General features: G+C 66.0%; 12 protein-coding genes. 6 read left to right on the top strand and 6 right to left on the bottom strand.

Annotation, left to right across the window (positions count from 1 at the left end; genetic code table 11):
* Window positions 1-29 precede the first annotated feature (29 nt).
* The 4 genes from R2N16_RS11280 to R2N16_RS11265 form a co-directional block, all read right to left on the bottom strand.
* Entirely contained in the window at window positions 30-1,649 is a 1,620-nt protein-coding gene (locus R2N16_RS11280; protein ID WP_316665758.1) for an ABC transporter substrate-binding protein, read from the bottom strand.
* A gap of 77 nt (window positions 1,650-1,726) precedes the next feature.
* Entirely contained in the window at window positions 1,727-3,016 is a 1,290-nt protein-coding gene (locus tag R2N16_RS11275) for an NAD(P)/FAD-dependent oxidoreductase (RefSeq protein ID WP_316665757.1), read from the bottom strand.
* Between the two features lie 33 nt (window positions 3,017-3,049).
* On the bottom strand, window positions 3,050-3,715 hold the full coding sequence (locus R2N16_RS11270; RefSeq protein WP_316665756.1) for a haloacid dehalogenase type II: 666 nt from the start codon (window positions 3,713-3,715) through the stop codon (window positions 3,050-3,052).
* Window positions 3,716-3,919: 204 nt separating this feature from the next.
* Window positions 3,920-5,401: an aldehyde dehydrogenase family protein gene (locus R2N16_RS11265; protein WP_316665755.1), complete on the bottom strand. Its 1,482-nt coding sequence runs from the start codon at window positions 5,399-5,401 to the stop codon at window positions 3,920-3,922.
* A gap of 242 nt (window positions 5,402-5,643) precedes the next feature.
* Here R2N16_RS11265 and R2N16_RS11260 point away from each other — a divergent pair, with 242 nt between their 5' ends.
* The 6 genes from R2N16_RS11260 (at window position 5,644) to R2N16_RS11235 (ending at window position 11,751) form a co-directional block, all read left to right on the top strand.
* Window positions 5,644-6,531: a GNAT family N-acetyltransferase gene (locus R2N16_RS11260; protein ID WP_316665754.1), complete on the top strand. Its 888-nt coding sequence runs from the start codon at window positions 5,644-5,646 to the stop codon at window positions 6,529-6,531.
* Window positions 6,532-6,559: 28 nt separating this feature from the next.
* Window positions 6,560-7,492, top strand: a complete 933-nt coding sequence (locus tag R2N16_RS11255; RefSeq protein WP_316665753.1) for a 2-hydroxyacid dehydrogenase — start codon at window positions 6,560-6,562, stop codon at window positions 7,490-7,492.
* A 156-nt stretch (window positions 7,493-7,648) separates the two neighbouring features.
* A complete protein-coding gene (locus R2N16_RS11250) occupies window positions 7,649-9,049 on the top strand; it encodes an aspartate aminotransferase family protein (protein ID WP_316665752.1) in 1,401 nt (466 codons plus the stop codon).
* A gap of 92 nt (window positions 9,050-9,141) precedes the next feature.
* Window positions 9,142-9,636, top strand: coding sequence for an Lrp/AsnC family transcriptional regulator (locus R2N16_RS11245; RefSeq protein WP_039599256.1), 495 nt, complete (start codon window positions 9,142-9,144; stop codon window positions 9,634-9,636).
* Between the two features lie 49 nt (window positions 9,637-9,685).
* Window positions 9,686-10,405: a cupin domain-containing protein gene (locus R2N16_RS11240; protein WP_316665751.1), complete on the top strand. Its 720-nt coding sequence runs from the start codon at window positions 9,686-9,688 to the stop codon at window positions 10,403-10,405.
* A gap of 20 nt (window positions 10,406-10,425) precedes the next feature.
* On the top strand, window positions 10,426-11,751 hold the full coding sequence (locus R2N16_RS11235; protein WP_316665750.1) for an NAD(P)/FAD-dependent oxidoreductase: 1,326 nt from the start codon (window positions 10,426-10,428) through the stop codon (window positions 11,749-11,751).
* Between the two features lie 38 nt (window positions 11,752-11,789).
* Here the strand turns inward: R2N16_RS11235 and R2N16_RS11230 are convergent, their stop codons facing one another.
* Together R2N16_RS11230 and R2N16_RS11225 are read right to left on the bottom strand one after the other, a co-directional pair.
* Window positions 11,790-12,983 (bottom strand): M20 aminoacylase family protein, encoded by a 1,194-nt coding sequence (locus R2N16_RS11230; RefSeq protein WP_316665749.1) that lies wholly within the window; start codon window positions 12,981-12,983, stop codon window positions 11,790-11,792.
* Entirely contained in the window at window positions 12,980-13,678 is a 699-nt protein-coding gene (locus R2N16_RS11225; RefSeq protein ID WP_316665748.1) for an HAD-IA family hydrolase, read from the bottom strand. Before R2N16_RS11225 ends, R2N16_RS11230 begins: the two co-directional genes overlap by 4 nt.
* Between the last annotated feature and the right edge of the window lie 200 nt (window positions 13,679-13,878).

Genomic DNA, 13,878 nt, shown 5'->3' with positions numbered 1-13,878 from the left:
CCTTTCGCAAGAACGCCCCCAACCCGCCGTCAGGCTTCAAGCCAGACGTTCTCGGCAAACGAATAGCCCATCAGGCCACCCAGCGGGATCGGTGCCAGGCCCTTGAGCTTGGTCGTGTGCCCGTCGATGCTGGCCAGGAACAGCGGAATGCCGATACCGGCCTCCCCGTGAATCATCGTCTGCATGTCGGCATACATCTGCTTGCGCTTCGCGAAGTCTGTCTCGGCGCGGGCAGCGATGAGCAGCTGGTCGAACTTCGGGCTCTTCCAGCGCGATTCGTTCCACGCCGCGTCGGACTTGAAGAACTGCGTGAGGATGGTGTCGGCACTCGGGCGCGGGTTGACGTTGCCGAAGCCCACGGGGCTGCTGAGCCAATGGTTGGACCAGTAACCGTCGGCCGGCATGCGCTTGACGTCAAGGTCCAGGCCGATGCGCTGCCCGGTCTGTTGCAGCACCAGAGCGATTTCCACCGAATACTGCGCCGCCGGCGATGCCACCACCGGAATCTTGCCCGTCACGCCCGACTTCTGCAGGTGGAACTTCGCCTTCTCGATGTCGAACGCGCGCTGCGGCAGCTCCTTGAAATAGAAGCGGTTGGTCGGGTCGATCGGCTGGTCGTTGCCAAGCACGGCGTAGTCCAGCGCGATGGTCTTCTTCATCTGCTCGCGGTCGAACAGGTACTTCATCGCCATGACGAAATCGGGGTTCGCACCGGGGCCCGTATCCTTGCGCATGATCAGGTCGGAGTACTGGCCTGATTGCGTGGTGAAGATGGCATAGCCCGGCGTGCTCTTCACGCGTGCCACCGCGCGCGGGTTGACGGACGCCACCAGGTCCATCCCGCCCGACAGCAGCGCGTTGACGCGCGCGCTTTCGTCGCCAATGCCAACGAACTCGATCTCGTCCAGATACGGCTTGCCCGGTTTCCAGTAGCCGTCGTTGCGCACGACGACGGTACGCACGCCCGGCTTGAACTCCTTGATCTTGTAAGGCCCGGTGCCGATGCCGGCGTTGAAATCGGTCGTGCCGTCCTTGACGATATGGAAGTGGAAGGTGCCCAGAATCACCGGCAAGTCGGCGTTCGGGGCAGTCAGCACCACCGTGACCTCATTCGGGCCGGTCGCCTTCACGCTCTCGATCTGGTCGGCCAGCACCTTGGCCTTCGACGCGGTGGCCGGGTCCTTGTGGCGCATCACGGAATACACAACGTCCGCCGGGGACAGGGCCTTGCCGTCGTGGAACGTCACGCCGCGGCGCAATGTCAGCACCCAGGTCTTGGCATCCGCCGTGTGGTACGACTCGGCCAGCCCGGGGCGCGGCGTCAGGCTGCCGTCCAGCACAAACAGGCCGTTGTAGACCATGTTGCAGCGCACGTAGTCGTTCTGGTTCGACTGCTTGGCCGGGTCGAGCGTGTCGGTTGCTGCCGCCGTGGCCGCCGCCACGCGGATGCGCCCACCACGGCGCGGCGTCTGCGCATACGCGCCGACGGCCGTGCCCGCCAGGCTGCCGGCCAGCGTGGCCTGCATGCCGCCTGCCATCAACATCTTCAACACGTCGCGCCGCGAGGCACCGCGCTTGAGTGACTCCATCACGCGCAGACTTTCGGCGGGACCGACAAGGTTCTCGAACTCGTTACGGCTGTCGCTCATGGTGGGGCTCCTGATGGATCTAATTGGAAAGCGTTGCGATCGTTGGAAACAGCGGAAGACTGCGTTTGCTGCTCAGCTCAGGCAAATCGGTCCTTGAGCTGGTAGTACATGCCAACCGCCGGCAAAAACCAAGGCGGGCCAAAGTGACCGGGAATGGCGCTCCACGCGCGATCGCGCCACGGGTTGGCGGCGGCGTCGCCGGCCATGACCGCAGCCATGCGTTCGCCCATGTGTACGGACATCTGCGTGCCGTGCCCGCTGTAGCCCATGGAATAGAACAGGCCGTCACGTTCACCCGCATGCGGCAGGCGGTCTTGCGTCATGTCGACGAGCCCGCCCCAGCAGTAATCGAGACGCACGTCGCGCAACTGCGGGAAAGTTTCCGTCAGGCCGGCGCGGAGCACCTCGCCGCTCATCGCATCCTGCTGCGGACTCGACACCGCAAAGCGTGCGCGGCCGCCGAAGACCAGCCGGTGGTCTGGCGTGAGCCGGAAGTAGTGGTGAATATTTGCCACCGTCACATACGTGCGGCGCGCTGCCAGCAACGCGTGCGCGCGCTCTGCACCAAGCGGTTCGGTGGTGACGATGAAGCTGCCGATGGGCACGATGCGCCGGCGCAGCCAGCCGAACGTGCCGTAACCGCCGTGGCGCGAGGCGCCGGTGGCAAGCAGCACCTGCTTGGCCAGCACAGTGCCGCGCGTGGTGTGGATACGATGCACCTGCCCCTGCACACGCTCGACGCGTTGCACGCAAGTGCGCGTATGAATCTGGGCGCCCTGGCGTTGCGCAGCCATGGCCAAGCCTTGCGCGAAACGGCCCATATGCATCTGGCCGCTGCGCTTGTAAAGCAAGCCGCCTTGGAAGCGCTCGCTCTGCACCTCCGCGCGCACGCGGGCGGCATCGAGTATCTCGACATCCCGATCCACACCATCCGCAATCAGCCGGTCCGCGCTGCGTTGCAGGGCGTCCATCTGATACAGCTTGGTGGCGAGCTTGAGCTTACCGTTGCGCTGGAAGTCGCAGGCGATGCCTTCGTCGCGCACGATGCGCTCCACCGTATCCACGGCGGCGTCGTAGGCGTGATACCAGGCGCGGGCACGGTCTACGCCAACCTTGGCAGCCAAGTCGGCGTAGTCGACGGCCAGGCCGTTGTTCACATGGCCGCCGTTGCGCCCAGACGCCTCGGGCGCCACCATCTCGCCCGCTTCCAGCACGACCACGCTGGCGCCGCGGCGGGCCAGCGCCAGCGCCGCCGACAACCCCGTGAAACCGCCGCCGACGATGACCACGTCTGCCTGCGCCGGCAGATCGTGCGCGTCCAGCGCCAGCGCGGGCACCGAGTCGTTCCAGTAGGAGTCGAGTTTCATGGAAGTCATGTGTGGTGGCGATCGAGACGCGGCTTAGAGGCCAACAACACCGGGCAAGCCGCCGATGTCCTGGATCTCGGTGTAACGGTACGCCGGGTTGCCCGGGCCGTGGCCGCGATTGACGAACACCTTGTTGACGATGCCGAGGTCATCGGCCGACATCAGGTCGTAGCGCAGGCTGGACGACACGTGCAGCACGTCTTCCGGGTTGCAGCCCAGCGAATCGAACATGTATTCAAACGCCTTCAGACGCGGCTTGTAGGCCTGTGCCTGCTGCGCGGTGTACACGCGGTGGAACGGCGCACCGAGCATCGCCACGTTCTTCTGGATCTGCGAGTCATCGGCGTTGGACAGGATCACCAGCGGGATTTCCTTGGCCACCTTGGCAAGACCGGCCGGCACGTCGGCATGCGGGTCCCACGTGGGAACGGCATCGTAGTAGGCCTGGCCGTCGGTGTCGAAGTACTGAATCTTCCACTTCTTGCACAGGCGGCGCACGGCGTTCTTCAGCACCACCTCGTACGGTTGCCAGTCTCCCAGCACCTCGTCGAAGCGGTAAGCCGTGAAGTCGGCAATGAACTGCTCCATCTGCTCGGCCGCAATGCGGTCGGCAAACAGCTCGCGCGTCATCTCGCCCATGCGAAAGCGCGTGAGCGTGCCATAGCAATCAAAGGTGATGTACTTGGGGCGGAAGATCATGGTTTGAGGTCCTCTGGTCCGGGATGTGGCGGCCCTTATGCACTCTCTGCAACAGGGTTATGACGAAATCATTGAAGCACGCAGACTCACAACGGTTGTAGGGAAATGCGCAGTTTCACGTGAGAAAGCTGCTGTTTCCGATGGCACTCTCGGCATGCCATGCGGTCTGCACCGCTGGCGTGCCGCACGCACCGCGAAGGCCCACTAGTGCGTTGCAGCAAAATCGATCAGCACACTTTTGAAGCGCAGGTTGGCTTCCACCGCTTGCCGGCCCAGATCCTTGCCGATACCCGATTGGTGGTAGCCGCCGGTGGGGATGACGAAATCTGCGCTGCGCCCATAGCGGTTGATCCAGACCGTGCCCGCCGCGATGCCGCGCATGGCGCGCAGCGCGCGTCCGATGTCTGCGGTGTGTACGCCGGCGGCCAGGCCGTAGTGTTCGTGCGCAGCGAGTGCCAGGCCTTCCGCTTCGTCATCGAAGGTCTGCACCGTCAGCACGGGGCCGAAGATTTCCTCCTGCACGGCCGGGTTGTCGGCGCGCACGCCCTCGAGCAACGTGGGCTGGAAATACGCACCGCCCGGGCCCTCGCCGAACAGGCCGCCGCCGCAACGCACTTGGGCGCCGGCATCGCGCGCACGCTCCACGATGTCGAGGATGCGCCCTGCCTGCGCTGCCGAAATGATCGGCGGCAGCGTGGCGGTGTCATCCCAGGTAGCGCCGGGCCGAAGCGCCGCAAAGCGTGCCGCGATGCGCTCGATCAATGCCGGGGCAATCCGCCGTTGCACGATCAGGCGCGAGCCGGCCACGCACACCTGCCCCGCGTTGCCGGTGATGGCGCCCGCGACAATGCCCGCCAGCCGGTCGATGTCCGGCGCGTCGTCAAACACGAGTTGCGGGCTCTTGCCGCCCAGTTCCAGCGTGACGGGCTTCGGGCCATGCGATGCGCAGGTCGCCATGATGGCGGCGCCCGTGCGGGTCGAGCCGGTAAAGGTCATTTTGGAGATCAGCGGATGCCGCGTGAGGGCGTCGCCCGTGGTGCGGCCATCGCCCTGCACCACGTTGAACAGGCCCGGTGGCACACCGGCCTCAATGGCCAGTTCGGCCAGTCGAACGGCGGAATATGGCGTCAGCTCGGACGGTTTGAGCACGACTGCGTTGCCGGCTGCCAGTGCCGCACCGACCTTCCACGAAACCATCACCAATGGGAAATTCCACGGCGTGATTGCACCGACCACCCCATAGGGCTCGGCCACGACCATACCGAGGTTGTCGTGCCGCGTGGCCGCCACGTCGCCGCCGAGCTTGTCGGCGTATTCGGCGAAGAAGCGCAGGCCTTCGGCGGTGAATGGCACATCCCATGCGGCGGCATCGCGCACCGGGCGGGTGGAACACACCGCTTCAAGCGGGGCCATGTGTGCCACGTCGGCGTCGATCAGATCGGCCCAGCGGCGCAGCACACGCGCCCGCTCACGTGGGGCGCGGCGCGCCCAGTCAGTCGTGCGCCAGGCCTGCCACGCATCTTGCACGGCAGCGTCCACAGTGGACGCGTCAGCCAGCGGCAACTCCGCATGCACTGCGTTGTCGGACGGGCGCCGCACCGTGATGCGGCCCGCATCGGGCACAAGCCTGCCGCCGATGAAATGGCCGGAGGGCACACGGATGGTCTGAGGGTCGAATTTGGCCACGAATTTGGGGGGCGCCGAAGCCCGGCACCCATATCGAAATGAGGTCATTGATGCTAGGCAGGAAGCCTCGGCATTTGTGTTCGTAACCAGGGGCGCTACCGCATCGAATTGCGAAACCGACACCCGCGACAGACGATGCTTGCAAATTGCGGGCAAACCCGAATTCGATCTGGCTCCGGGCCGCGATGTCGTCCAAGATAAGTACCGGTGCCAACCCCATCCTTCGCCAGAAGGAACCTCCCATGTCTTCTTCGTCCGTATCTGCCCAAAACCTGCCCGCCGACGACGGTGTGGTGCTGCGCCCCATGACTGCCGACGATCTGCCCCAGGCGCATGCCCTCTCGGAAGAGCAGCGCTGGCCGCACCGCCCGGCCGATTGGGCACAGAGTTTTGCGCACGCTGAAGGCATCGTCGCCGAGCGTGACGGCGAAATCATCGCCACCGCACAACGTTGGCGCTGGGGGCCGCGCCACGCCACCATCGGGCTGGTGATCGTGACGCCGGCATGCCAGGGCAGGCGCATTGGCCATCGCCTCATGAGCGCGCTGCTCGACGGTCTGGACGACCATACAGTGCTGCTGCATGCCACCGCCGAAGGGCGTGGCTTATACGAGCGCCTGGGCTTCGTGCGCACCGGCGAGATCCGCCAGCACCAGGGCATTGCGCAGCCCACGCCGCTGATTGCCCTGCCCGCCGGCTGGCGCCTGCGCCCCGCAGGGCTCAATGAATCGGAGGTCTTGCGCCGGCTCGACGCCCAGGCGCGGGGCATGCCGCGCGATGCCTTGATCGATGACCTGCTTGCCAGCGCTGATGCCTGCGTCGTACTGGACGACGACGGTGAAGCGCGCGGCTTCGCGATGCTGCGCCGATTCGGACGCGGCCACGCCATCGGCCCCGTGGTCGCCCCGGATGCCGAAAGCGCCAAAGCGCTGATCGCGCATCTGGCTGGTATCAACGCGGGCCACTTCACCCGCATCGACATTGATTTCGACAGCGGCCTGGCCGAGTGGCTGGAGAGCATCGGCCTGCTGCGCGTGGATGCCCCCACCACCATGGTGCGGGGCGAGCCGCTGGCCACACCGCCCGGCGCGCCCGCGCTGTTTGCCATCGTGACCCAGGCGATGGGTTAAGCCTCGAACCTTGTGCCGACACCTCATCGTGACAACCACCTTCCTCTACAAGTCCGACCCTGTTCGCGGCCGGCAATGGGCCGAGGTTTTTCGCCAACACGCGCCTGACATCGACTTCCGCATCTGGCCCGATATTGGCGATCCGCTGCGGGTGCGCTTTCTTGCGGCTTGGGAGCCGCCCGCCGATATCGCGACGCAGTTCCCGCATCTGGAGGTGCTGTTCTCCTCGGGCGCGGGGGTCGATCAATTCAATTTTGCGGCGCTGCCGCCCACGCTGCCCGTGGTGCGCATGGTGGAGCCGGGCATCGTGCGGGGCATGGTGGAGTACGTCACGCATGCCGTGCTGAGCCTGCACCGCGATATTCCCGCGTACCGGCGCCAGCAGCAGGCGGAGCAGTGGCGTGCGTTGCCGGTGCGGCCCGCCAGCGAGCGCCGCATTGGCGTGCTGGGGCTGGGTTCGCTCGGGCAGGCCGTGCTTGCGCAGTTGCAGGGTTTCGGCTTCGATTGCGCGGGCTGGAGCCGATCGCGCCATGCCATCGACGGCGTGCAGTGCTTTGCCGGGCAAGAGGAACTGCCGGCGTTCCTGGCGCGCACGGACATCCTGATCTGTCTGATGCCGCTGACCGATGCTACGCGCGGCGTGCTGAATGCAGCGCTGTTCGAGCAACTGCCGCAAGGCGCCGCGCTGGTGCATGTGGGGCGCGGCCCGCAGCTTGTGAGCGACGACCTGATCGCGGCGCTGGATCGCGGGCAGCTCAGCGAAGCCATGCTGGACGTGACCGAGCCCGAGCCGCTGCCCACCGGCCATGCGCTGTGGCGCCACCCGCGCGTCCACATCACGCCGCACATTGCCAGCATGACGCAGCCGCTTTCCGCCGCAGCGGTGGTGATCGACAACCTGCGCCGCTTCACCGCGGGCGAGCCCATGGTCGGGCTGGTGGACCGCTCGCGCGGCTACTGAAACCACAGGTAACGCCGCACGCCGCACGATCTGCTGCTGCGCGCCGAACAACAGCAGCCTGCTGCGTTCTGCCCGCGCAAAGCAGCACCAAGGCCAGGCTCGCCCGGCCTACTCTTGAGTGCATTGATTGCCTTCACTGCACGAACGGACTCTGCCATGACCCAGCTCACCGATCTGCCCCAGCTTGCCTCGCTTGACGCCATCGACCGCGCACACCTGATCCACCCGGTCGCATCCTGGCGCACCCACGAGCAACGCGGGCCGACCGTGCTGACATCCGGACGCGGTTCATGGCTGACCGATGCGCACGGCAACGAGTTGCTCGACGCCTTCGCGGGCCTCTGGTGCGTCAACGTCGGCTATGGCCAGGAGAGCGTGGTGCAGGCCGCCGCCGAGCAGATGCGCCGCCTACCCTACGCCACGGGCTACTTCCATTTCAGCAGCGAGCCCGCCATCCGCCTGGCCGACAAGCTCGTGCAGATCACGCCGCGCTCGCTCAATCACGTCTATCTCACGCTGGGTGGGTCTGAGGCGGTGGATGCTGCGGTACGTTTCATCGTCCAGTACTTCAATGCCGTCGGCAAGCCGGCGAAGAAGCATTTCATTTCACTCGAGCGCGGGTATCACGGTTCGTCGTCGACGGGCGCGGGGCTGACGGCGCTGCCGGCGTTCCATCGTGACTTCGACCTGCCGCTGCCGACGCAACACTACATCCCCTCGCCCAACCCCTACCGCGCGGCCAAGCCGGCGGATGCGCAGGGCATCATCGCGGCCTCGGTGGCGGCATTGCGTGCCAAGGTGGCCGCGCTGGGCGCGGACAACGTCGCCGCGTTCTTCTGCGAGCCGATCCAGGGCTCCGGCGGTGTGATCGTGCCGCCCAAGGGCTGGCTCAAGGCCATGCGCGACGCTACCCGCGAGCTGGGCATCCTGTTCGTGGTGGATGAAGTCATCACCGGTTTTGGTCGCACTGGGCCCATGTTTGCCTGCGATGCCGAAGGCGTCGACCCCGACATCATGACGATGGCCAAGGGCCTCACGGCGGGCTACGTGCCGATGGGCGCAACGCTGATTTCCGACCAGATCTACGCGGGCATTGCCGACGGCGCGCCCGCCGGGGTGCCCATCGGCCACGGCGCCACGTATTCGGCCCACCCGGTGAGTGCGGCGGTGGCACTGGAGGTGCTGCGCCTGTACGAAGAAGGCGGCATCCTCGCCAACGGCCAGCGCGGCGCGGCAAGTTTTGCGGCGGGGCTGGACGGGTTGCTCACGCACCCGCTGGTGGGCGACTCACGCCATCGTGGCCTGCTGGGCGCCCTGGAACTCGTGAGCGACAAGGCCACCAAGCGCGGCTTCGACGCTGCACTTGGCCTGCCCAACTTGATTGCCTCGGCTGCCTATGGCCACGGCCTCGTGTTCCGGGCGTTTGGCGACAACATCCTGGGCTTTGCCCCGGCGCTGACCTACACCGAAGACGAGTTCGCGCAACTCTTCGCACGCCTGAAGAAGACGCTCGACGACGTGCTGGCCATGCCGGCCGTGCGCGCCGCGCTCGCCTGATGCAACACCCGTAGCCACAGGCCGCAACAAGCTGACACAAAAGATACTGGCTACAGCAGAATCGGATCTATCTTCCACGCACGCGTCCCGCCATGACCGAAGCCCTCAAGATCGATCGTCTAGACCTGCGCATCCTCGCCCAGCTGCAGAAGAACGGGCGCATGACCAACGTGGACCTGGCCGATGCCGTGGGCCTCTCGCCCAGCCCGTGCCTGATCCGCGTCAAGCGCCTGGAGCAAGCCGGCTACATCTCCGGCTATGGCGCACACATCCGCCTGGAAAAGCTTGGTGACACGCTAACCGTCTTCACCGAGGTCACGCTGTCGGACCACCACCGCGAAACCTTCGTGCGCTTCGAAGCCGCCATCCGCGAGGTGGACGAGGTGCTCGAATGCCACCTGCTTTCGGGCGGCTACGACTACCTGCTGCGCTTCATCACCCGGGGCGTCAATCACTACCAGGAAGTGATCGAAGACTTGCTGGAGCGCAACATCGGCATTGCCAAATACTTCAGCTACATCGTCATCAAATCGCCGTTCATCAAGACGCACTGCCCGATCGAACGGCTCTTTCCCAATCAACGCTGACGCCGCGCGAAACCAAGGCCGCGCTTCGATACGGCAAGGAACCACCTGCATGACAACCGCCCTGATCCTGCATCGCGCCGACGGCGCCCAAATCTCAACCGCGTTCCGGCCTGCCGCCCTGAGCCCTGACGATCCATTCGCGCAAGAACGGGAGATTGCCTGGGAAGGGCCAAACGCGATGAGCGCCGGCCGGGCAAGCTTTGTTGGCGAACTGGATGTCGCGAGCTTTCCCCATACGGAAACGCTCGCCGTCGTGGATGGCGAGCTGACGCTCACGGCACCGGGCTCGACGCCGCACGTGATCGGCCCGGGCGCCGGCGCGGTCATCGCATCCGGCACAGCTGTGCGCATCGAGGCTGCTGCCGGCGTTCGATTCGTCTTCTGCGCTGCGGCCAGCAACACGCCCACGACGCCAGCGCTCATCCCGCTGCATGCGGATGCAGACTTCAAACCCTCGGGCGGCCCGGCGCAAGAAGTGCTGATCGGACCTGTTCCTCAGTGCCGCAGCGACAACGTCTTCACCGACGAGCCAACGCAGTACCGCGCAGGCACCTGGGACTCGACGCCCTACCACCGCATCGTTCGCGCACATCCGGTGAACGAGTTTATGTACGTGCTCGATGGCGGTGTGCAATTCGCGGGCCCCGATGGCAGCGTGCTGTCCGTGACCACCGGCGATGCCATCTTCGTGCCGCAGGGCGCCGATATCGGATGGCAGAGCACAGAGCGCGTCGCCAAGTTCTACGTGGTGCAAAACGCGCAGGCCTGAACGAACGAGGAACACGATTTATGTCTCAGCCGTTGCGCCTCATCGAGAGCGCCTCTTCCCTTCCAGCGCAGGCCGACGTCGTTGTGATCGGCGGCGGCATCATCGGCGTCTTTGCTGCCTACTACCTGGCCAGGCGCGGTGTATCGGTGGCCGTGGTCGAAAAGGGCCGCATCGGGGCCGAACAGTCGAGCCGCAATTGGGGCTGGTGCCGACAGCAAAACCGCGATGCGCGAGAGCTGCCGATGGCCACCCGGAGCCTCGAACTGTGGGAGCAGTTTGCCGCCGACACGGGAGAAGACACAGGTTTCCGCCGCTGCGGCCTGCTCTATCTCAGCAACGACGAAGAAGAGCTTGCCCGCTGGACGAAGTGGCGCGATTTCGCGAGAACGGCCGGCGTGACCACACACATGCTGAGCAGCCGTGAAGCCTCCGAGCGGGCCCGTCTCACCGGTCGCACGTGGAAGGGCGGCGTATTCTCACCCAGCGACGGCACGGCGGACCCCGCCAAGGCGGCACCGTCTGTGGCCGCTGCGCTCATGAAGCTCGGCGGCACCGTGCACCAAAACTGCGCCGCAAGGGGCATTGAAGTTGAGGGCGGCCGCGTCAGCGGCGTCGTCACGGAAGCCGGAACCATCAAGACTCGCACCGTGGTGTTTGCTGGCGGCGCCTGGGCCTCGTCGTTCTGTCGCCAATTGGGCATTCGTTTTCCGCAGGCGACCGTTCGCCAATCCATCGTGCGTGTGACGGGGGTGACCGAGCCGGTGCCTGACGCGCTGCATACCGCGCGCGTGTCCATCACCCGCCGCAGCGATGGCAGCTACAACCTTGCCATCAGCGGGCGCGGACGCGTGGACCCGACGGCACAGTTGCTGCGCTTCGCACCGCAGTTTCTGCCGATGTTCGCGAAGCGCTGGCGCAATGTGTTCCCCGGCGGGCTGGAAGGCATTCGCGCGGGGCACGAAACACTCGCGCGGTGGCGGCTCGATGCTCCTACACCCATGGAGCGCATGCGCATCCTCGACCCACGCCCGGATGCAGCGGCCGTCAGACAAACCTACAACCGCGCCGTCGAACTGCTGCCGGTGCTGGGCCAAGCGGGCATCGCCAACGCCTGGGCCGGCTTCGTCGATAACACACCGGACGGCGTGCCCGGTATCGGCGAAGTGCCGGAGATCCCTGGATTCATCCTGGCTGCGGGCTTCTCGGGCCACGGGTTCGGTATCGGCCCCGGCGCAGGCCATCTGATCGCCGATCTGGTGACAGGTGAAAAGCCGATCTTCGACCCTGCCCCCTACGACCCGGCGCGCTTCAAGCACTCGGCCTGGGGCAAGGTGGCGGATTTCTAAGGCAGCAATACCGGGAGGGTGACACGCATGGCCGCAGTTCAAGAACCGTATGAAGCGGCCGCCAACGCGCGGCGGGCGACTTCGCAGAACCAGCGCACGCCCAGCGGCAGCGCGTCATCGTTGAAGTCGTAACAGGGGTGGTGCAAGGGGTATTCGCCATCGGGGCCGGCGTCGGAGCGGCCCTGGCCAAGCCAGAGATAGGCGCCCGGCTTGCGCTGCAGCATGAAGGCGAAGTCTTCTGAAGTGAAGGCAGCGCGTGGCGCCTCCACGGCCTGCAGGCCAATCGCTTGCGCCGCGTGTAATGCGAGCATCGCTTCGGCGGGCGTGTTGATGGTGGCCGGGTAATAGCGGCGGTAATCCACCTCCACCTGCGTGCCGCTGCCCAGCGCGATGCCATTGGCCGTGTCGCGCAACGCCGCCTCGATGCGATCCTGCGATACGGCATCAAAGCTGCGCACGGTGCCGGTAATCCGCACTTCGGCCGGCAGCACGTTATGGCTGTGCCCGCCTTCGATGCGCGTAACGGACAACACCGCCGACTCACTCGGGTCGATCCGGCGCGACACGATGGTGTGCAGTTGTGCCACAAGCTGGCTGGCCGCCAGGATGGCATCGGGCGTGTGGTGCGGTTGGGCCGCATGCCCGCCACGCCCGCGCACGGTGATGTCGAACCGGTCCGCCGCGGCCATGATCGGGCCCGGCCGCGTCTGCGCATGTCCGAGCGGCAGATCGGGCCAGTTGTGTAACGCATAGACGCTATCGCACGGAAAGCGCTCGAACAGGCCGTCTTCAATCATCCGGCGCGCACCGGCCTGGCCCTCTTCGGCAGGCTGGAAGATGAAGTGGACCGTCCCGTCGACGCCCGTTCGCGCGAGCTGGCGCGCTGCGCCAATCAGCATGCTCGTGTGCCCGTCATGCCCGCAGCCGTGGTGCTTGCCCTGCATGCGGCTCGCGTACGGTGATCGACCCAGTTCCACCATCGGCAGGGCATCCATGTCGGCGCGCAGCGCGACACTGCGTCTGCCCTGTCCGCCGCGCAGCGTGCCCACCACGCCCGTGCCGCCAATGCCCTCCTCCACCGCCAGACCCAACACCCGCAGCGACTGCGCGACGATGCCCGCTGTACGGTGTTCTTCGTAGGCGAGTTCCGGATTCGCGTGCAGGTCGCGGCGCAGCGCCACGAGGTCCGGCAGCAGATCGGCGACCGGCTCCGCGATGGCCTCGCGCCTCACTCGCCAGCCTCGACTGCGTCAGCCAACTGGGCCAGCGTGTGGAAGTGATAATCGGGCACGGTGTGCTCGGATTCGATGGTGCCGCCCGAGTCCTTCATGCCGTGCCGGCGCTCGATCCAGCAGGTGGCGAGCCCCAGGCGCTTGGAGATGCCGATGTCGTGGTACTGGCTCTGCGCCACGTGCAGATTGTCGGCTTGCTTGAAGCCCCAGGCGCCTTCATAGCGACCGCGTGCGTAGGCGAAATACTGCGCATCGGGCTTTTCGCACAGCGCATCGTCGCAGCTGAGCAGCAGATCGAACGGCGCGCCCAGCGTCCGCTGGAAATGCGCAAGCGCCCAGGACTGCGCGTTGGTCATGGTGACGAGCTTGAAGCGCTTGCCCAGCCGCTGCAGCGCCTCGACCGAATCGGGAAACGCCGGCCACTCGGCCACGGAATCGCGAAAGCCGCGTGCCAGCGCGTCGCTATCGGGCAGGCCAAGCTGCTGCGCGACGATGTGCCAGCACGGCACGAGATCATCGGGATACCACTCGGTCTGGCCGCGCTTGCGGGCCGCCCGGTAGGCGCCCAGAAAGTCCTCGTCCGTGACCTTGCTGTCGGGTGCCGCACGGCGCAGGTAGGCGAGCATGCCGCCCTCGAAGTCGATCAACGTTCCGACGACGTCGAAAGTCAGCACTTTGAAATCCCGAAGGGCCATGACAACGCTCCTGATTGGTTGAACGCCAGAATGAATCCGAGGTGGCGGCAAGCCACCGTGCATGGCGTCTAGCTTAGGAGCAGCGGCACCGACGATGGTACCGTTCGCGCGCCGCGGCACGGCAGCGAATTGCGTTTTTGCCAACGTGGCGCGCAGATCGTTTGGCGGCCCGCCCCTGGGCGCCGATACCCGCACCGCCC

Origin of the sequence: Ralstonia psammae, from assembly GCF_958405935.1 — a bacterium.
Classification (GTDB): domain Bacteria; phylum Pseudomonadota; class Gammaproteobacteria; order Burkholderiales; family Burkholderiaceae; genus Ralstonia; species Ralstonia psammae.
This window is presented reverse-complemented; position numbering and strand designations above follow the sequence as displayed.